At 69.7% G+C, this 18,293-nt stretch carries 12 protein-coding genes, 2 pseudogenes and 1 CRISPR repeat array; of the genes and pseudogenes, 9 read left to right on the top strand and 5 right to left on the bottom strand.

Going from position 1 to position 18,293, the window contains the following annotated elements; all coding sequences use genetic code 11:
• Positions 1-32: 32 nt before the first annotated feature.
• Positions 33-4,316, bottom strand: coding sequence for a caspase family protein (locus ABEB07_RS22435; protein WP_345669982.1), 4,284 nt, complete (start codon positions 4,314-4,316; stop codon positions 33-35).
• A complete protein-coding gene (locus tag ABEB07_RS22430) occupies positions 4,313-5,179 on the bottom strand; it encodes a hypothetical protein (protein ID WP_345669981.1) in 867 nt (288 codons plus the stop codon). The genes ABEB07_RS22435 and ABEB07_RS22430 overlap by 4 nt, the downstream gene beginning before the upstream one ends.
• Positions 5,180-5,360: 181 nt before the next feature.
• Here ABEB07_RS22430 and ABEB07_RS22425 point away from each other — a divergent pair.
• Both ABEB07_RS22425 and ABEB07_RS22420 read left to right on the top strand, forming a co-directional pair.
• Positions 5,361-6,566: pseudogene (locus tag ABEB07_RS22425) on the top strand (IS3 family transposase).
• 73 nt (positions 6,567-6,639) lie between these two features.
• The gene (locus tag ABEB07_RS22420) at positions 6,640-6,888 is read left to right on the top strand and encodes a hypothetical protein (protein WP_425589057.1); all 249 of its coding nucleotides are present in this window, start codon (positions 6,640-6,642) and stop codon (positions 6,886-6,888) included.
• Between the two features lie 32 nt (positions 6,889-6,920).
• Here ABEB07_RS22420 and ABEB07_RS22415 read toward each other — a convergent pair whose 3' ends face one another.
• Positions 6,921-7,196 carry an AbrB/MazE/SpoVT family DNA-binding domain-containing protein gene (locus ABEB07_RS22415; protein ID WP_345669980.1) on the bottom strand — a complete coding sequence of 92 codons (276 nt, stop codon included), beginning with the start codon at positions 7,194-7,196 and terminating at the stop codon, positions 6,921-6,923.
• A 174-nt stretch (positions 7,197-7,370) separates the two neighbouring features.
• Here ABEB07_RS22415 and ABEB07_RS22410 point away from each other — a divergent pair, with 174 nt between their 5' ends.
• On the top strand, positions 7,371-8,054 hold the full coding sequence (locus ABEB07_RS22410; protein WP_425589056.1) for an RNA polymerase sigma factor: 684 nt from the start codon (positions 7,371-7,373) through the stop codon (positions 8,052-8,054).
• The gene (locus ABEB07_RS22405) at positions 8,047-9,045 is read left to right on the top strand and encodes a CU044_5270 family protein (protein ID WP_345669979.1); all 999 of its coding nucleotides are present in this window, start codon (positions 8,047-8,049) and stop codon (positions 9,043-9,045) included. Before ABEB07_RS22410 ends, ABEB07_RS22405 begins: the two co-directional genes overlap by 8 nt.
• Before the next feature lie 65 nt (positions 9,046-9,110).
• Here ABEB07_RS22405 and ABEB07_RS22400 read toward each other — a convergent pair whose 3' ends face one another.
• Complete coding sequence (locus ABEB07_RS22400) at positions 9,111-9,851, bottom strand: peptidase inhibitor family I36 protein (RefSeq protein ID WP_345669978.1); 741 nt, start codon at positions 9,849-9,851, stop codon at positions 9,111-9,113.
• A 315-nt stretch (positions 9,852-10,166) separates the two neighbouring features.
• Between ABEB07_RS22400 and ABEB07_RS22395 the strand changes: the two are divergent.
• The 5 genes and pseudogenes from ABEB07_RS22395 (at position 10,167) to ABEB07_RS22375 (ending at position 17,019) form a co-directional block, all read left to right on the top strand.
• Positions 10,167-10,738, top strand: a pseudogene (locus tag ABEB07_RS22395) (transcriptional regulator).
• A gap of 73 nt (positions 10,739-10,811) precedes the next feature.
• Positions 10,812-11,120 (top strand): DUF6247 family protein, encoded by a 309-nt coding sequence (locus ABEB07_RS22390; RefSeq protein ID WP_345669977.1) that lies wholly within the window; start codon positions 10,812-10,814, stop codon positions 11,118-11,120.
• Positions 11,117-11,377 carry a hypothetical protein gene (locus ABEB07_RS22385; protein ID WP_345669976.1) on the top strand — a complete coding sequence of 87 codons (261 nt, stop codon included), beginning with the start codon at positions 11,117-11,119 and terminating at the stop codon, positions 11,375-11,377. Before ABEB07_RS22390 ends, ABEB07_RS22385 begins: the two co-directional genes overlap by 4 nt.
• A gap of 58 nt (positions 11,378-11,435) precedes the next feature.
• Complete coding sequence (locus ABEB07_RS22380; RefSeq protein ID WP_425589055.1) at positions 11,436-11,576, top strand: hypothetical protein; 141 nt, start codon at positions 11,436-11,438, stop codon at positions 11,574-11,576.
• A 378-nt stretch (positions 11,577-11,954) separates the two neighbouring features.
• Positions 11,955-13,083: direct repeats of the CRISPR family, unit length 29 nt; unit sequence CGGAGCACCCCCGCGTCGGCGGGGAGGAC.
• 1,236 nt (positions 13,084-14,319) lie between these two features.
• Complete coding sequence (locus tag ABEB07_RS22375; protein WP_345669975.1) at positions 14,320-17,019, top strand: CRISPR-associated endonuclease Cas3''; 2,700 nt, start codon at positions 14,320-14,322, stop codon at positions 17,017-17,019.
• 193 nt (positions 17,020-17,212) lie between these two features.
• Here the strand turns inward: ABEB07_RS22375 and ABEB07_RS22370 are convergent.
• Positions 17,213-18,293 (bottom strand): IS1380 family transposase (locus tag ABEB07_RS22370; protein WP_345669974.1); only part of this gene is annotated, 1,081 nt, incomplete at its 5' end.

The following is an 18,293-nucleotide window of genomic DNA, read 5'->3' as shown; positions in this document are numbered from 1 at the left end:
CCTGCCCGGTTCTGACCGGGCAGGCGCCTGCCCTACACCTCGTTCGTGGGATCGCTGTCCTCCGGCTCGTTGCGCCAACGACTCCTGGACTCCACGCGCTGCACATCCGTCTTGCGGGTGAGTGCGCAGATGTCGCGGTAGACACCGCATACGAGAGTTCCGGTCCGCGTGATGTCCAGGGCCCCCGGTGCCGAGGGCAGGTGCAGTCGCGTGGGAACCCGCCTCTTGAGATCCCAGACGCAGATCGTGCTGTCACTTCCTCCGGTGACCGCAACGGGCCGGCCGTCCAGCTCGGCGCACGCCACGGCCACCACCCAACTGTCGTGCCCTTTCAGGAGGACGTCACCGAGTTGTCGGCGAGTGGTCAGGTCCCACAGGCCGACGGTGCCGTCAGCTCCGCCGGTGACGGCGACGGGCCTGCCGTCCACGTGGGCGCATGCCACCGCGTACACCGGACCGTCGTGCCCTCTCAGGGGGGCGCCGACACGCCGCCGAGTCGTCAGGTCCCACATACGGACGGTGTGATCATCACCACCGGTGACGGCGATGGGCCTGCCCTCCAGCTCCGTACAGGCCAACGCCTGCACTGGGCCCTTGTGCCCTCTGAGGGGGGTGCCGACAGGCCGACGGGTGGTCAGGTCCCACACGCGCACCGTGCCGTCACGTCCGCCTGTGACGGCGGTCACCCTGCCGTCCACCTCAATGCGGTCCACGCGGTGCACGGGTCCGTCGTGCCCGGTGAGGGGCGCGCCTATGGGGCAGCCGATCGCCAGGTCCCACATGCGGACGGCCCCGTCTCCTCCGCCGGTGACGGCGACGGGCCGCCCGTCCAGTTCGGCGCACACCGCGGCGTTCACCTGGCCCTCGTGGCCCGCGAGGACGTCGATGAGCCGCCCTGAGGTCAGGTCCCAGGTGCGCACCGGGCCGTCCTCTCCACCGGTGACGGCGACGGTCCGGCTGTTCAGTTCGGTGCACGCCACTGCTATCACCCGGCCGTCATGTCCACTGAGGGGCGCGCCGATGGGCCGATGGGCGGACAGTTCCCACGTTCGGAGGGCTCCGTCGGCCGCGCAGGTGACCGCGATGGCCTGATCGCCCACCCGGATGCAGTCCACCGCGTGGACCGAGCCGCCGTGGCCGCCGAAGGGGACGCCGACGGATCGGCCGGTACTCAGGTCCCACATGCGGGCCGTGCAGTCGCGTCCTCCGGTGAGGATGACGGTCTTGCCGTCCACTCGGGTGCAGTCCACCGCGTAGACCGGGCCGTCATGACCGATGAGAGGGGCGCCGATGGACTGACCGGTGGTCAGATCCCACACACGGGCCGTCCCGTCCCGTCCTCCGGTGACGGTGACGGTCCGGCCGTCCAGTTCCGTGCACGCCACCGCCTGAACCGGTTTTTCGTGGCCCTTGAGCGGCGCGCCGATCGGCCGCCCCTCAGTCAGGTCCCACCTGCCAATGGTGCCGTCGTATCCTCCGGTGACGGCGACGAGTCGGCCTTCCAGCTCGGCGCACGCCATGGCCTGAACGCCGCCTTCGCGGCTGACGACGGGAGTGCCGACCGGCTGGCCGGTGGCGAGGTCCCACATGCGGACAGAGCCCATTATTCCGCCGACGACGGCGACGGCCCTCCCGTCGAGTTCAGCACACACCGCCGCCATCGCCAAGCCGACGTGCCAAACGCCGATGGGCAGACGGGTGGCGAGATCCCAGACGCGGAGCTCACCGTCGCCCCCGCACGTCACGGCGATGGGCCGGCCTTCCAGCTCAGTGCATGCCACCGCCAGCACCGATCTGCTGTGTCCGGTGAGGGGGGTGCCGACGGGGCGGCTGGTGGCCAGGTCCCAGATGCGGACCGTTCCGTCGTCCTCAGCCGTGACGGCGATGGGCCGTCCCTCCAGCTCGGCACACGCCACCGTGGACGCGGAGCCACCGGTCATCGTGTTCCGCAGTGCCGGCGAGACGTCGGAGCCCGTCGCGAAGAACGGCGTCCAGGACGAAGGGGGCAGGGCGGCGTTGAGGGCGCGGCGGATGGTGCCGGAGTTGTAGCGGGTGGCGTCGATGGCGAGGATCTGTCTGCGGTCGGCCGGGCGGAGGGGGCGGTGGCGGCCGAGAGAGGAACGGTAGATGGCCGCGTGCAGGCAGGCGTCGTCCGTGGTCGTCAGGTGGAGGTGGCGGGCGAGTTCGTCAGGGGCGGCGTGAACGAGGTACTCGGTGTCGGTGGTGGTCTCGTCGAGGCGGCCACCGCGGGCGGCGTGGGTGGCCAGGTGGCGGAGGGAGTACGGGTGGGCATGGGCCCAGTCCGGGGTGGTGTCGGCGCGGTAGGGGACCTGGCGGCGCAGCACGGTGGTGATGGCCGAGTGGACCCGGGTCGGGTCCTGGTCCTGGCGCAGGTACTCGGCCATCGCCTCGTGGTACAGGCGGTAGACCGAGCGGCCGTCCTCGGTGGCCTCGACGACGTAGGCGCCCGCGGCGCCGCGGAGCCAGTGCAGGTCGTCGTTGGTGTAGGGGCGGCCGGAGACGGCGGTGGCGATGGGAGCCCAGAGGTCTTCCCAGGGCAGGCCCTGGCCCTGGGCGAAGGCGAGTGGGCGGAGCAGGTCGATGGCGCGCTGCGCCTGGTCGCGGAGGCGCTGGGTGAGGTCGTCGTGGATGGCTTGGCCGGGCAGACGGGGCAGGGAGCGGCGCCAGGCCGGGTCGGCGGGGTCGGGCAGGTGGGGGCTGGCGGCGAGGGTGCCGGCAGCGATCCGGGCTACGAGGAAGGAGCACCCGGCGGCGCGGGCCACCTGCCGGGCGATCGCCCGTAGCCGCCCGCGGGAGCAGTGGAGGTACGGGGATTCGGCAGCCGCCTCGAGGAGATTGCGGACGGTGTAGGCCAGGACGGCTTCGGGGTCGGCGTAGGTGTCGGCATCCAGATCGATGTGGTCCTCGCGGCGCAGACCGAGGCCGGACAACAGGTGCGGACGAGTGCCGAGCAGCAGCCGGACGCGGGAGCCGCCGTGGTCGATCAGCGGCCGCAGAACGTGACTGCACAGGGTGTCGGGTGTCTCCGCCTCGTCGAGGGCGTCGATGAGTATCGTCAGCGGCCGTCGGCCGGCCCGGGTCCGGTCCGGCAGACCGTTGAGCAGGTCGGCGACGCTCGTGGCGGTGATCCGCGCGGCTGCGGCGATGCCCTGCAGGACCTGCTGATCGGTGAGGTTCTGCGCGTAGACGGCGGCGTCGAGCGATCCGACGCCGGGTAGGGCGCGGTCGGCGAGCCCGAGGGCGTCGAGCGGTACGGTGCGTCGATGTTCCGCATGGGTCAGGGTGGCGATCAGTCCCAGGACGGCGGTCTTGCCCGACCCTGGACCGGCGGTGACCGCCAGGGCGGACCGGTCGGGCGGCAGGTCGGTGAGCCAGCGGGTGATGTCGTCCAGTGCGCGGTGACGGCCGGAGAACCACCAGCCGGCCCGGGACGGATCGCTGTGCCCCATGGCTCGGCGCAGCAGCCGCGCGCGGTATTCGACCTCGCGGCGGTTGGTCTGGGTCTGCCATGCAGAGGTCTGCTGCAGGGCCAGGTCGATGTGGGTCAGGCGTGAGTCGCGCCGGGGGTTGGGGAAGAACGGCGGCATCGTGCCGGTCAGCCCGATGATCTCGGCGCTGGTGGTCTGATGAGCGGACCGCTTGGGATGGGCTCTCATCTCGGCGATCAGGGCGTCCAGGGCCAGTTCCCGCGGTCCGTGGCCGGCGGTGGCCAGACTGGTGACGGCCTCACCGAGCAGGTAGGGGAACGCACCGGTCTCGGCGAGCTCGTTGGGCTGTGCCGACGTGAGCAGGGCCAGTCCCGTCTCCGTCTCCTCGCCCCATCGGCCCTTCAAGCCGGCGACCGCGCCCAGCAGTTCGTTGCCGCCCTGTCCGGAGAAGCAGGTGTCCAGCATCAGCAGCAGTCGGCGCACCCGGGTGCCGCGGAGCATCTTGCGGGCCAGTGTCAGGGTGGGTAAGGCGTCATCGATGTCCTCCGGGTCGGTGTCGGCTGTCAGCAGCACGTGCTCGCCGTCCTCCAGAACTTCGCCGTGCGCGGCGATGTAAACCGCCAGGACATCGTCAGGCCGGCGGTCCGCGGCCCGGCAGAAGGCGCGCAGTCCGTCGGTGAGCTGCGCGGCGGTGGGGTTCAGACCGAGGTCCGAGACGTGCTGGTAGCCCAACTGCCGGGTGAACAGGTCGATGATCCGCTGACGGGCATCGGCCAGCCGGGGCCGATCCCAGCCGAGCCCTCGGGCCTTGGGATAGTGGCTGACCGCAGTGGCGATCAGATAGCGGCGCGGCTCGGACGAGTTCATGCCAAGCCCCTGGCCACAGCCGCACCGGTCAGGCGGTCGGTCAGGTACGCCGTGGCGTCATGGGCGTGGGAGCCGTTGTGCACGACCGCGCTCCGCACGTCCTCGCCGAAGTACGGCCGCAGATCCTTCACCGCTGCCACGGCATCCCCCTCGTCGGCCACGTTCGTCCAGCGCAGACTCTCCGGCCCGGGCCAAAGACCACTCGGTGAGGGGGCGGGCTCCAACCTGTCGAAGATCATCCGCATGCCCAGCGGTGAGCCCAGCGTCACCAGTGCTCGCACGCCATGTCCGGGCAGTGCGCACAACGCCTCGTAGGCGACCACCGAACCGAGCGAATGCGCGATGACCACCCGGGTGTCGGCAGTGATGGCCGTCTGGACCCGCCGGCGCACCCGGACACGTAACTCAGGGTCGGCGAGGTAGCGGTGGACCTGCTTCAGGTCGAACACCAGGGCACGCAACGCGATCCGGGAGAAGAACCGGGATCGGGACAGCGCACGCAGCGCGGTCTGCGCGGCCCGAGGGGAGCGAACCAGGGTGTCCCCGCCCGGCGGTGCCACCCCCGCATCGCCCTCCGCTGCGCTTCGCCACCAGGCCAGCAGCAGCTCCGCCTCGAACCCGTCCTCGACGTCGGCGGCGGTGTAAGCCGGATCCCCCACCGCCAGCATGTGTCCCGGCGGCCGGAAGAGGTCCCCGTAGAACGCCATGGCGAAGCCGTCCTCTTCCAGCGCCCCGGGCTCCGTCCCGGTGACGGCCTCGGCTCGCCGAAGTCCGTCGGCCAACGCGGGCCTCCACTGCGAGCGCAGCGACTCCTCTCCCAGTAGCTGCTTGCCGACTCCGTGCACCCCGACGACCCGTGCCATCCCACGCCCCCAAGCCCTGTGCTCGACGCACCTCGACGCGCATCCACCCTAAGGGTTCGCAGCCGCGCCCAGGGCCCGGGAGTCCGGGCTTTGGGGCATGGACGCGGCGGAGCCTGACCCTGGATCTTGGACACCAGAGACACTTGGATCTTGAGGATCTGAGGACTGGAGTCCTGTACTGATGGCGATGAAGCACTACCCGGTCGAGTTCAAGGCGGACGCGGTCGCGTTGTACCGGTCCCGGCCCGGGGCGACGATCAAGTCGGTCGCCGCGGACCTGGGCGTGAACACCGAGACACTGCGGAACTGGATACGCGCGGCCGACAGCCGGCGCACGGGCGGCCACACCGCGCCGCGCCCGGCCGCGCAGGTGGCGGCCGAGGGGATGGAGGCCGAGCTCGTCGCCCTGCGCAGGCGGGTGCGTGAGCTGGAAGAAGAGCGCGACATCCTGCAGAAGGCGGCGAAGTATTTCGCCGGGGCGACGCGCTGGTGAACCGCTTCCAGTGTGTCGCCGACCTGCGCGCCGAACACGGCGTGAAGCGGCTGTGCCGGGTCCTCGGGATCGCCCGATCGAGTTTCTATTACTGGCAGGCCACCGCGCTGGCCAGGGCCGCCCGGCAGGCGGCCGACGAGAAGCTGACCACCAAGATCGCCGCCGTCCACGCCGCCTCGGACGGCACCTACGGCGTCCCCAGGGTCACCACCGAGTTCCGCGAGAGCGGCGGCGAGCCGGTGAACCACAAGAAGGTCGCCCGGCTGATGAAGACCGCCGGCATCGCCAGGTTCCGGCTGCGCAGGAAGCACCGGACCACCGTCGCGGACCCGGCCGCGGCGAAGGCCTCTGACCTGATCGGCCGGGACTTCACCGCCACCGAGGTGAACACCAAGTACGTCGGGGACATCACCTATCTGCCGGTCGGGGGCGGGAAGTTCTGCTATCTCGCAACCGTGATCGACCTTGCGTCCCGGCGGCTGGCGGGCTGGGCGATCGCCGACCATATGCGCGCGGAGCTGGTCGTCGACACCCTGGCCGCCGCCGAGCGGACCCGCGGCAGCCTCGCGGCAGCGATCATGCACACCGACCACGGGGCCCAATACACCAGCCGGGCCTTCGCCGATGCCTGCCGACGCGCCGGCGTCCGGCAGTCACGCCGTCGGCTCCAGCGCGGACAACGCCGCGGCGGAGAGCTGGAACGCGACCATGAAACGCGAGACCCTCCAGAACCGAAAGAGCTGGTCAAGCGAGCGCGAAGCCCGCCTCGAACTCTTCCGTTGGCTGCACCGCTACAACACCGTCCGCCGCCACAGCCGCCTGGGACACCGCAGCCCCATCACCTACGAACGCGCGCTCGACCGAACATCAACTACGCTGACGCAAGCCGCATAACCCCGTGTCCAACTTCCGGGGTCAGGCCCCCTCCCGTGACCTGCTGCCCGCCTGGACTGCGGACCATCTGTGGTTGACCCTGCGGCCCGTCCTCGGCCCCAAGGGCGCGAAGGGGTTCGTCGTGCTGCCCCGGCGCTGGAAGGTCGAACGGTCGATCGGCTGGATCATGAACGCCCGCCGCAACTGCCGGGACTACGAACGTCTGCCCCAGCACTCAGAAGCCCACCTGAACTGGGCCTTCATCACCCTCATGACCCGGCGCCTGGCCCGGAAGGGCCCGCGCACCGACAGCTGGACGAAGAAAAACCGGCCCGCCGGCTGAACTGCTCCTCAGTCGACGGCATGAGCATGTGACTACGCGCTCTCCAAAGCCTTGATCACGTGGTCCAGCTCCTCCGGCATGACCGCGATCAGGACCTCGCCGTCGGACGACCCGCATTCCACGATCCGGGATCCCGGGTTGAAGGCAACCGCCTCGCGCAGTGAGGGCGAACGCACCCCGGCCTGACGCAGATCGGCCGGCAGAACGGCCTCCTGCTTACCAAAGGAAGGCTTCCAGGCGAGGGGACCAGGACCGATCAGCAGACGTCCCGCCCTCCAGCGAGAGCCCTGAGCAGACCACTTGAGCATGCAAGGCACCCCTGCCGGTTCCCCGGCGGCTATCGCGGTCGACCTCTGCTGCCGCTTCCGGCGCATCAGCCATCCAACGAGGGCTGCAGCGACCACACCAATCGCTAGTTCGATCACGCTCGCATTCAAGCAGGCGGCGAACGCGGGCGGAGCACATCACCAAACATCAGGACCATGGGCCTTCAAAGACACCTACTCAGCCTCCCACGCGCGCTTGAGCCCGTGGTCAGGCTGGGGTGCGGCCCCACGGATTTTTTTCTGAACGCCTGTAAGGATTGCTCGCTGCCGGACACATACGCGGCTGGAGGGGATGTGAAGTCATCAGATGAGCAGCGCTTCACCGCGCTGTACCAAGAGCATCACCCGGCCGTGGACGCGTATGTACGCCGTCGTCTGGACAGCAGGCACGGAGTTGACGATGTCGTGGCCGAGGTGTTTTTGACCGCGTGGCGGCGGCTGGGGGACATACCGCCCAGAGCCGCGTTGCCGTGGCTGTACGCGACGGCGCGGCGATCGCTGGCCAACGCGCGTCGGGCTGAGCAGCGGCGGCTGAACCTGTCCGAGGCGGTGCTGCGGCACAGCGATCATCGCGTCGACGACCCGGCCGATGGCGTGGCCGGGAATCTGGCGGTCGCCGAGGCCTTCAGCGCCCTGAGTGAGCAGGACAGGGAAGTGCTGCGCCTGGTCCTGTGGGAGGAGCTGCCGGCCCGGCAGGCCGCGAAGGTCCTCGGCTGCACCACGGCGGCCTTCCATGTACGCCTGCACCGCGCCCGCACCCGCCTGCGCCAGCATCTCGTGGCCGCCGGCACCAGATCCACCCACCGGACTTCGGGACTCCTAGGGGGAGCCGATGCGTGACCTCGACCAGACCCTGCGCTCGATGAACCCGGCCCCGGCCGGCGAGCCGGCCGACCAGACCAAGCTCGAGAGCATCCTCGCCACCTCGCGCGCCGTCGGTCCGGCCCGTGCGCGCCGTGGACGTAGCAAGTGGACGTGGATCGCGGGTGTCGCAACGGTAACGGCGGCCGCCTTGGCGTATGTCACCCTCGACCCGTTCGGCACGGCCGCGCAGCCTGCCTTCGCCGTCACACCGCCACCGCTGCATCCGCAGAAGCCGGATAGGGGCCGGCCTGCCGCCGAGGTGCTGGAAGCGCTCGCCAGCCGAATCGACAAGCAGCCCGACCCGCGGCCCGCTTCGTGGAAGACCGAGCACTTCGTATGGGACTCCTGGGCCTTCTACACCCGGGTCGACAACATCCAGGTCACCTCAGCGATCATCCCTGAACGCCGTGAGACATGGGAGACGCCTGATGGCGCGGCCCGGTGGAAGGTGAAGACCCTCCCGCCTGTCTTCCAGAGCGATCGTCAGCGTGAGGTGTGGAAGAAGGCGGGGGCACTCGGCGAGGAGCCGCAGCAGTCGCAGGGCGACAGCGGCCCCATCGCAGTCAGCGCCTCCGAACCTCCCGCGACCGTCGAGGGAATGCGGAAGTGGCTGGCCAACGGACAGAACATGGGTGCAGGCCTCCTGTTCGAGGTGGTGCCGGAGAGATTCCAGGACCATGTGCTCTCTCCCGCGCAACGAGCAGCTCTGCTGCGCGTCCTGGCCTCGACGAAAGGCGTCGTCTACGCGGGAACGGTGAAGGACCGGGCAGGCCGTAGCGGGCAGGCGTTCTCCCTCACCGACCGGTTCGGCGGGCTCCCCAACAAACGCACCCTCGTCTTCGACCCGGCAACCGGAGAACTCCGCGCCTACGAAGAACAACTGCAGGAGAACGCCGGCAAGCTCAACGTCCGGCCCTACTCCGTCCTGCAGTACACCACCTTCCTGACCGCCGAACGCCTCCCGTGAACAAAAGGGCCGGGCCCGGACGCGCACTGCGCCCAGGCCCGGCCCTTCATGCCCGCCTGCGGGGATCAGGACGTCCAGAAGCAGTCTGCCTGGTTGTCCAGCGAGCCCAGGCTCGGAGAGTGAGAGTGGTCGCCCTCCTTCCACAGAAGGCCGCTCTTGCCGTTGACCCAGTGATTGCAGGAGTAGTTGTTGTTGGCGACGGTACGACCGGCGACATAGATCGTCTTGCCGCCCTTGTTCGACCAGGACGACGTCCTGTTCTCGAAGTCGTACGAGTCGAACATGATCGCGTTCGCGGTGCTGTAGGCCGCGCTGAACGACAGACGCCGACCGCCATAGTTGGTGTACTGGTAGAAGCAGTACCAGTCGTTCCCGAAGACCACCGTGGGGCACGAGGAGTCCGACCCGGCCCCCGAGACAATGCCGCTGGGATCGTCGCCGCTGCCCTCGTCCGCCGCGTCATCGGTGGCCGAGTCCGCGACGATCGCGTCAGCAGCTTCAGCGATGTCCGCAGAAGAAGCACCCGCCGGGGCCGACACCTTGGCCTCCAGCTTCGCAGCCGCCGGACTCGACGCCGGAGCGTCCGTCTCCCCCGGCTCCGGGAACGACATGATCACATTCCCGTTGTCCCAGGCGATCTCATTCGGACTGATCTGCACGCCGCCCTGCGTGTTCGCCAGCACCTCGTTGATCTCCTGCTGCAGCGCACCCGTCTGATCGCCCGCATACGCCTGGGATCCCCCGATCACTCCCAGTGCCATGGCGCAAGCCGCGCCCACGGAGACGATGTGCCGACGGTTCAGCATGGTTTCCCCCCATACAAGATCCTCGTCTCGTCAGCTTTTGTGAGAGACAGGTAACGATCATGCGTGAAAGCGAGAAGAGAGTGGATGTCATCTAGTGGATCTTCACGTGATCACTGCATGCGGATCGACATGTTCCCGTCAACGGAGCGCGCGCCACGTAGGCGGGTCAGGGATCGGCGAGGATGCCGTGAGCCGATGCGGCCTGAGACGTCCCCGCGGGTGGCGGTTGGTCATCCCCACTCGCCCCGCCGGATCCGGTGATCGCCCCGCACACGCCCATACAAATCCATCGACCGAGGACCGGAGATGGAGACCATGCCCGAGCGGAACATTGAGTTCGGCCTGTACGGCGCCCAGGGCATCAAGGGCCACGAAGCCGTCGCCCGCCGCCTGGACGACCTGGCCGGCTACGTCGCCACCCCGATCACCGCCCGGCGCGGCCTGCTCGCCCGCCTGCACTACCTCACCCGCAGCGACCGCTCCCGCGACCGGGCCCGCGATGCCGGCCTGACCGTCACCGACCGCACCCTCAAGGCCTGGCTGGAGGGCCGCCGTTCGCCCTCGCGCGCCAACCTCGCCCGCATCGAACGCGCCTACCGGGCGGTGCGGCGGGAGAACGTCGCCCGCTACCTGACCGCCCGCCTCAACCGCGCCGGCCGCGGCACCCGCATCGAGATCCACCCGCTTAACCAGTCCCAGGTCGACCGGCCCCGCCAACGCGTCGTCGACTACCGCACGATGAACATCCGGCACTGGGACCGGCTCGTCCAGGCGTGGGCGGCCGGCGACGAACGGGACCTGGACGACGCGTGGGTGGACCAGATCGTTGACCTCGGCTCGCAGTGGGGCAGTACGAGTACGTCACCAACGTGGGCTTCGCGGCCTGATTGACCGACCGTCTGTCCCTTGCCACGCCTCCCGCGTACGGTGACGGACAGGACCCGCCAGGAGGACCCCGCCATGAGCGCTCAGCCCGATCACGCACCCGTCGCGCCCTTAGCGGTGCTCGCCCCGGCCGCCGCCGCGCAGCTGCTCGCGCAGATCCGCGCCGGCCGCCGCGCCGCCGTCTGGGGGCCGGCCTTCGAGCAGGACTGGGCACGCGCCCTGGAGGATGCGCGGCACAGCTACAACCTCGCCCCCCTGCATGACGTGGTGCGCGCCTGGCAGGCCCGCCTGGCCGCCGCGCCGGCCGTGGACGCGTTCGTCGCCTCCGGCATGGACGACTCCGACGGCGTCGACCTGACCGACGTCCTCGGCCGGCGCCGGTGACCGACAAGCCATGGCCCGCGCGCCTGTCACCGGGCGCTCTGGCCGTGGTGCAGGAACTGCCCGAGCACGCAAAGGAAATGGTCCGCGACGTGCTGGACATCGCCGGCCACGACCCGTGGTCGTTCGCAGCCTTCGACAGCAGGGACCCCGAAGGCGAGGACGTCCGCTCCGCCTCGGTCGGCCAGCTCACCGTAGTGTACTGGATCAACCGCCCGGCCGGACGCTTGTACGTCCTCGACATCGTCTGGCTCGGTTAACCGCCCGGCCACGCGTAGCGCCCCTCCGTCCCCCACCGACTCCTACGGGAGGCGCTGGGTGATCCAGTGCAAACACCGCCGCAACGGCTTCTCCGGCTCCGCCGTGGGCACACTCGACCTGCAGATCCTCAACGGCACCGCCCGCCAGGTCCACGGCGCCGACATCGCGGTCATCATGGGCAGGAGAAGCTCAGAGTGAGGCGGCCGCCCGGTCCGGCAGCCGCCTCACTCATGCAGCGCATCAGTGAGGCGGGTGCGCCCGGTCCGTCCAGGGTGTTGACCTGGCATGGTCGGACCCATGGTCCGGGTCCTGCCCTGCTCGTGGTCGGCCCCGTGATGAGGACCCCGTTCTCCGGGTCGCGGTCGCGCTCGCTCGCCGGCACGAATGGAGAACCTGAGGCAGCGGGCTGGCCACCGACAGTGCCCGCCAGCGGCAGCATCGGCCGGATACTCGGCGCACCGCCGGGCGGGCCAGTCTCCAACGCGCGCCTGAGCCTGTAGTCAGGCAGGGGTGCGGGGCTAACTCCCGCATCGGCGGGGAGGACGTCACGCCCGGCACCGCGTACCAGGCGTATGCCGGAGCACCCCCGCGTCGGCGGGGAGGACCCGGACGGCGGGACCTGAAGGGCGGCCGCCACCGGAGTACCCCCGCGTCGGCGGGGAGGACTCTAGAAAAGCTGCTAGAGACGAGCGAGCCCGCGGAGCACCCCCGCGTCGGCGGGGAGGGCACGTCCGGGCCTCGGCATAGCTCATCGGGTGAGTCGGAGCACCCCCGCGTCGGCGGGGAGGACGGAAAGACGCAGCGGACCCAGAAGACGAACCACGGAGCACCCCCGCGTCGGCGGGGAGGACATGAAGACCCGCGCCGCGACCCACAGCGTCACCGGAGCACCCCCGCGTCGGCGGGGAGGACCTCGTCGCCCTGACCCTGTGCACCTACGCGAACGGAGCACCCCCGCGTCGGCGGGGAGGACTCGAGGCCCTACCGTCCGGTGAGTTCACGTCGCGGAGCACCCCCGCGTCGGCGGGGAGGACGATCTTCATCCCCGTACCCCTCTTTACTGCGGCGGAGCACCCCCGCGTCGGCGGGGAGGACTCGGCGTGACCCGCCGGACCGTCCGCACCCACCGGAGCACCCCCGCGTCGGCGGGGAGGACGTCCTGGCCCTGGTCCTCCTGGTCACCACCGTCGGAGCACCCCCGCGTCGGCAGGGAGGACGCGACGTGGTGGATCTTCCGCACCGCCAAGACCGGAGCACCCCCGCGTCGGCGGGGAGGACCGTCTCCCGCCCTGCACCTTTACCCCCAGCACCGGAGCACCCCCGCGTTGGCGGGGAGGACGCGCTGACGTCCAGGCCGAACGCAGCAACCAACGGAGCACCCCCGCGTCGGCGGGGAGGACGAGACCGAGGCCAAGGGACCGGCAGGGACCGGCGGAGCACCCCCGCGTCGGCGGGGAGGACAGCGTCCAGCGGCCGTCCACCTCGGCGTGGAACGGAGCACCCCCGCGTCGGCGGGGAGGACCACCGACATCGGGCCGATCGTCTCGTAGCTGACGGAGCACCCCCGCGTCGGCGGGGACGACGAGCCCCACCAGTCGGGCAGCCGCCTCCATAGCGGAGCACCCCCGCGTCGGCGGGGAGGACACCGGGCCGCCGACTCCGGAGTCTGCGAGCATCGGAGCACCCCCGCGTCGGCGGGGACAGCGCTGGCCGTGAGCTGCGTGTGTGGGTCGCCCACGGAGCACCTCCACGTCGGCGCACACGACATCGACTACCTCTTCGTCGACGAGATTCACAACGGAGCACCTCCACGTCGGCGGAGACGACGGCGACCGGTACCGCGGGGAGATCCTCCTCGTCGAAGCACCTTCGCGTCGGCGGAGAGGGGCAGCGTCGGTCACTGGGCACCATCCTGTCTGATCGGAGCACACCGCGTCGGCGGGGACGACGTCTGGAACCGCGTTGGCATCGCGCGATGATCGGAAGACCCCTGCGTCGGCGGGGAGGACGCCACGGTCATCAAGGCCGAGGTGTACCTGTACGGAGCACCCCCGCGACGGCGGGGAGGACCGCCATGGCCGGTTGTCCTTGTGGCCGGGCGTCGGAACATCCCCGCGTCGGCGGGGCGGGCGCCCTCGTCGTGCACGCCGAGCAGCGCCGCACCGGAACACCCCGTGTGGGCGGGGAGGACCGGACGGCGACCGCCTCGACCTGGAGCACCCTGAGTCGGCGGGGAGGGCGTGAGGACGTGAACTTCCGGAATCGCCACCACCGGAACACCCCCGCGTTGGCGGGGAGGACCCGACATGCCCGTCTTGGCCACCCTCACGTCCGCGATCGGAGCGCCGCTGCGTCGGTGGGGGGCCTTGCGGTGGCGGGGTTGCTTCTGCTCGCGTGGGGGCGGCGGCATCCGCTTGTAGCCAGGTATCTCGTCCTGCAGGGGTGTCCCCGGAATGTGTTCAGCCTGCGCCGGATCGTCTGCAAACAAGGGGTGACGGACCCCTTGGGGTCCGTCACCGTTGGCTCAGATGAGCCAGCTGACGAGTTCGCTGATCAGGGCGCGGATCACCGCGCTGACCACTACGCGTGAGGTCTCGAGGAGTACCTCGCGGCGCAGGACGAACTTATGCAGGAACCGGGACACTGTATCTCCAGAGCGCAGACTGGGCCGAGGTTGCGCCACATCCCTCGAGAGGGTCGTGCGTTCTGCTCGGCGTAGCCCCCGCCTTGGGGAGTCAATGCGGTTCCGCGCACCTCCCAGGGAGGCGTGCAGCGGTATGTACTCTACGGCGGAAACCCGTTCGTGGGGCGGTGCTTGACGCATTTACCCCCCGCCGGCCCTCAACGAGATGAAGCAGGATGAACGGGGGCTGCGGCCGGGTGTTTCTGCCGCGGCCCTTTTGAGGTGCACTTTCACTGGATCCGTGACGAGGAACAGCCCATGTCCCTGGACTCCCGCCTGTGGGGCAAGGCTGCCGGGCTGGGCAAAAACGCCGCCGGGGCTCACCGTACGCATCCTTTGATCTGTCATCTGCTGGATACGGCAGCTGTCGCGGAGGTCGTCTGGGATGAGTTGCTGACCTCGCGCCAGCGGAGCATGGTGGCCGGGGCGCTGCAGGTTCCGGACGGGGAGGCGCGGGCGCTCGCGGCGTTCTGGGCGGGACTGCACGACATCGGGAAGATCAGTGTGCCGTTCCAGCTGCACCGCAACGGCCCGAAGTACGCGGACGGGCAGCTGCTGGCGCAGGAGATGGGCGGTGAGGACGGGTACGGGTTCGCGGCTGGTGCCGCGCAGGACAGACAGTCGCATGAGGCGGCGGCGCACTGGTGGCTGGCGGGGGTCTTTGAGGAGATCGGCTATCCGTCGTCGAGGCGGCGTCCGCAGTCCCAGCTCAGTCACGCGGTGGCCCAGATGCTCGGTGGGCACGGCGGTCGCTACCACCCGGTCGTCTACGCCAAGGATTATCGGTGCCCTGCCGCCCGTCACCCCGGTCTGGGCACGGGCAGGTGGGAGGAGCAGCGGCGGGTTCACTTCGATGAGGTGCGCAGAGTGACGGGGGCGGCATCGGTCCCGCAGGGGCGGATGACGCCGGGAGCGGCTGTCGTCTTGACGGGGTTGGTGACCCTGTCGGACTGGCTGGCCAGCATCGACGAAGAGATTCGAGCCAGGCTCAGGGAGGAGGGATGGACCGGCACGCGGGAGGACTTGGACGGCTACTGGCAGGTTGCCCGGGCAGCGGCTCTGCGTCTGGTGGAGCAGAGCGATCTGGTCGGGACGGGGTTCGTCCGGCCAGAGCCGGTTCAGTGCGCGGGTGAGACCAGTCTTGTGGCCAGTGTGGGAGCCCAGTTGCCTGATCTGGTGTCCGCTCACGGGCCGGGCTTGGTGGTGGTGACGGCTCCGGCGTCGGAGGAGCGCACGCAGGCGGCTCTTCGTGCGGCGGCGGTCCTCGGGCATGCGGTGGACGCGCGCGGTCTGTTCTATGCGCTGCCGACCGGTTCAGCGGCCGACAGTCACATGGCGCAGCTGCATGCTTTTGCTGAGCAGGCTTTGACGGGCCCCTGGCGCTCGCTCCTGCTGCACAGTTCGTCGCGGTTGAAGCCGGCGGAAGCCGCGCAGCAGTGGGTGCATGCCCACGCGGCAGGTGACGTGAGTGCGGAGCCTGGTGAGGAGTGGGTTCTGGCAGCGAACAGCTGGCTCAATTCCCATCACCGGGCGCTCCTGGCTGCGCTGGGCACGGGGACGGTGGACGAACTTCTCCAGGCGGTCATGCCGGTGAAGTTCAACGTGATGCGGCTCTTTGCCTTCTCCGGCAAGGTCGTCGTGGTGGACGAGGCCCATGCCCGCGGTGCCTGGGGGCAGAAGCTGATGCTCCGGTTTCTGGAGTGGGCCGCTGCGCTGCAGATTCCTGTCGTCCTGGCCGCGATGTCTGCGGACAAGTCGGTGGACGCGATGCTGGCGGCCTATCGCCGTGGCGCTGGAGGCGGCAAGGAGACGACGGTGCAGCCTCGCCGGCTGCCGGCGTGGTCGTTCGTGGATGCTCAGTCCGGAAGGGGGCACCTGCCCCGGCAGCCCGCAGGGACCGTTGATGCTGCAACGCTCAGCGTCGAGGTCGTTGATGGTGGGCCGTACGACGGGATTCAGGCGGCGCTTGCCCCCTTGGCCGGGGCCGGCAAGGGACGGGCTGTCGTCTACCGGTCGACGCCTGCGGAAGCCATCCGTACGTTCCATCAGCTCTCGCATGACCTGCCCGGCATCGATGTGACCCTGGTCCATGAACAGATGCGCAACAAGGACCGATGGCAGCGTCTCGCGGCCTGCCGGAGCACCTTCTCTCCCGACGGCGTCGTCAGCGGCCCTTGCGTGCTGGTGACGACGCCGATGCTGCAACACGTCAGGGGTCTGCACTTCGATCTCGTCGTATCGGGCCCGGCACCGCTCGCCAGCCTGCTGGCCCGTGCGGCACAGAGCGCGGGTGACCAGCCGCGGCTCGTGGTGCTCCGAGCGGACAACAGGTCCGAACTGGACGACGTTGCCCTGGTGCGGCGTACTGACATAGTCCTGGGGGCCGGCAGGACGATTTCCATGCCTGAGGAAGTGCCCCTGCTGTTGGACGAGGTGTACGCCGACGAACTCGTCGACAGGCTGGAGGAGGCTGCGGCGCGTGAGCTTCAGCAGCTTGACAACCGGCGGACAGTCCGAGAACGAAGAGCCACCGGTACAGCGGGGTGGCTGCAGGTGCCGGGGCCGCGGGAGCTTGATGGCGACCTCGGCCTGCTGAGCCGCGACCACCCCGGTATGGAGCCCGGACTGCTTCCTTCCGTGCTCGGCGAGGAGATGGTGCATGTGGTGTGCCTGTATCCGGGGTCTCTCTTGGAGGACGGGGTCCTCGGGGAGAAGCTTGCGCGCGATTCCAAGCGCAGACCGAAGCCGGGCCAGCTTGTTCCCTACCTGATCCCAGTACCGCAGCGACTCGTCGACGGCGTGGCAGGCGATGCAAACAGTGTCTGGTGCGACATGGCTGCCCTCAAGTCTGTCCTCCGGCTGGACATGACCCGGGTGGACGGTACGTGGGTGCGAACCGGCGAGAGGCACCAATTCCGCGTAAGTGAACACGGCTTGATTGTCGATCAGTTGCCTTAACGGCCTACATCCTTCCCTGTTGTCCTTCTAGCCTCGATCTTTCGTGACGGTCTGCCGACGGAGTCGGCAGACCGTTTCGCGTTCCGTAGCTGCTGGTGGGCAGGGCAGTAGCCCGACTGTCGTGTCGGGTGAGCGCCGGGTTCCACTGTTCCGGAGACGATGGTGCTGTTTGCAGGGACGGGAAAGCTACTGCTCAGACCGGGTTGGGCAGTTGTTCGAGCCGTTCGAGTGCGCTGGTGACGGCATGGGTCCATGGCCAGTGGCGGGCGAGGCGGAGGATCTGGCGGCGGCCGGTGGTGACGAACTGGCCGGCCGAGCTGAACAGGCGGAGCCGCAGGCGGCGGGGCTCCCAGAGGCGGGTCTGGCCGCTCAGGGCAAGCATCGGCATCCAGGCCAACAGGTCGAGTGCGATCTGGACGATCTCCAGCCAGACCCTGTTCTGCGCGGTGTCGTGCAGGGGCAGGTTCCGCAGGCCGGTCGCGCGGGCGGCTCGGATGCGGTCCTCGGCCCGTGCCCGCAGGCGGTGGCGGAGTTCGAGTTCGGCGATGGGCCGGCTGGTGGTGTTGGTGGCGAAGCACGTGATCCGCATGCCGTCGGCGTCTGTGATCCTCAGCTGGGCACCGGGGTGCGGCCGTTCCTTTCGAACGATCAGCCGCATGCCCCTCGGCCACCCGTCGAGCATGCCGCCGGTGAGTTCGGCGGCCCAGGCCCCGTCGCGGATCTCTCCGTCCGGCTCGACGGCTGGCGTCCATGCCGCGGGCGGCACCTTGAGTACGGTCTGGTGGATTGCGTCGGTGATGGTCATGCCGACCGAGTACGACAGCCACCGGCCGCGTTTCGCGAGCCAGGCCACGAACTCGTGGGTGGCGCCCGCGGAGTCGGTGCGGATCAGCGTCCGGCGCCCGCGCCGATAGGACTGGGGCAGCTGAGTCAGGGCCAGTTGGGTGGCGGTGATGTGATCGGCGGCGGTGTTGCTGCCTGCGTTCCCGGGCCTGAGCAGAGCGGCCACCGGCTCGCCGGACCCGCCCGTCCCGTGGTCGACGAAGCCCATCAGCGGGTGGTGGCCAAAGGTCTTCTTCCAGGTCGCAGCCGTGTCTTCCTTGTCGGAGTGCGAGATCACCAGGACGCCGTCCAGGTCCACGGTCACCGTCCCGGTCGCATCCGGCGCGCTCTGCTGGGCCAGCTTCCATACACGCTGACGCACGTGGGACCGCGCGCTGCGGATCGCGTTCAAGGCGCGGTGGCCGCCCGCGGCGAGCGTGTCGATCAGCCGG

The sequence above is a fragment of the Streptomyces similanensis genome (assembly GCF_039543625.1).
GTDB classification, from domain to species: Bacteria; Actinomycetota; Actinomycetes; order Streptomycetales; family Streptomycetaceae; genus Streptomyces; species Streptomyces similanensis.
This window is presented reverse-complemented; position numbering and strand designations above follow the sequence as displayed.

Excerpts from the sequence above, each read along its gene's own strand:
- ABEB07_RS22405 (WP_345669979.1), top strand. The coding sequence starts at position 8,047 with ATGCGTGACCTCGACCAGACCCTGCGCTCGATGAACCCGGCCCCGGCC.
- ABEB07_RS22410 (WP_425589056.1), top strand. The coding sequence starts at position 7,371 with ATGGGCCTTCAAAGACACCTACTCAGCCTCCCACGCGCGCTTGAGCCC.
- ABEB07_RS22435 (WP_345669982.1), bottom strand. The coding sequence starts at position 4,316 with ATGAACTCGTCCGAGCCGCGCCGCTATCTGATCGCCACTGCGGTCAGC.
- ABEB07_RS22415 (WP_345669980.1), bottom strand. The coding sequence starts at position 7,196 with ATGCTCAAGTGGTCTGCTCAGGGCTCTCGCTGGAGGGCGGGACGTCTG.
- ABEB07_RS22430 (WP_345669981.1), bottom strand. The coding sequence starts at position 5,179 with ATGGCACGGGTCGTCGGGGTGCACGGAGTCGGCAAGCAGCTACTGGGA.
- ABEB07_RS22400 (WP_345669978.1), bottom strand. The coding sequence starts at position 9,851 with ATGCTGAACCGTCGGCACATCGTCTCCGTGGGCGCGGCTTGCGCCATG.
- ABEB07_RS22375 (WP_345669975.1), top strand. The coding sequence starts at position 14,320 with ATGTCCCTGGACTCCCGCCTGTGGGGCAAGGCTGCCGGGCTGGGCAAA.
- ABEB07_RS22390 (WP_345669977.1), top strand. The coding sequence starts at position 10,812 with ATGAGCGCTCAGCCCGATCACGCACCCGTCGCGCCCTTAGCGGTGCTC.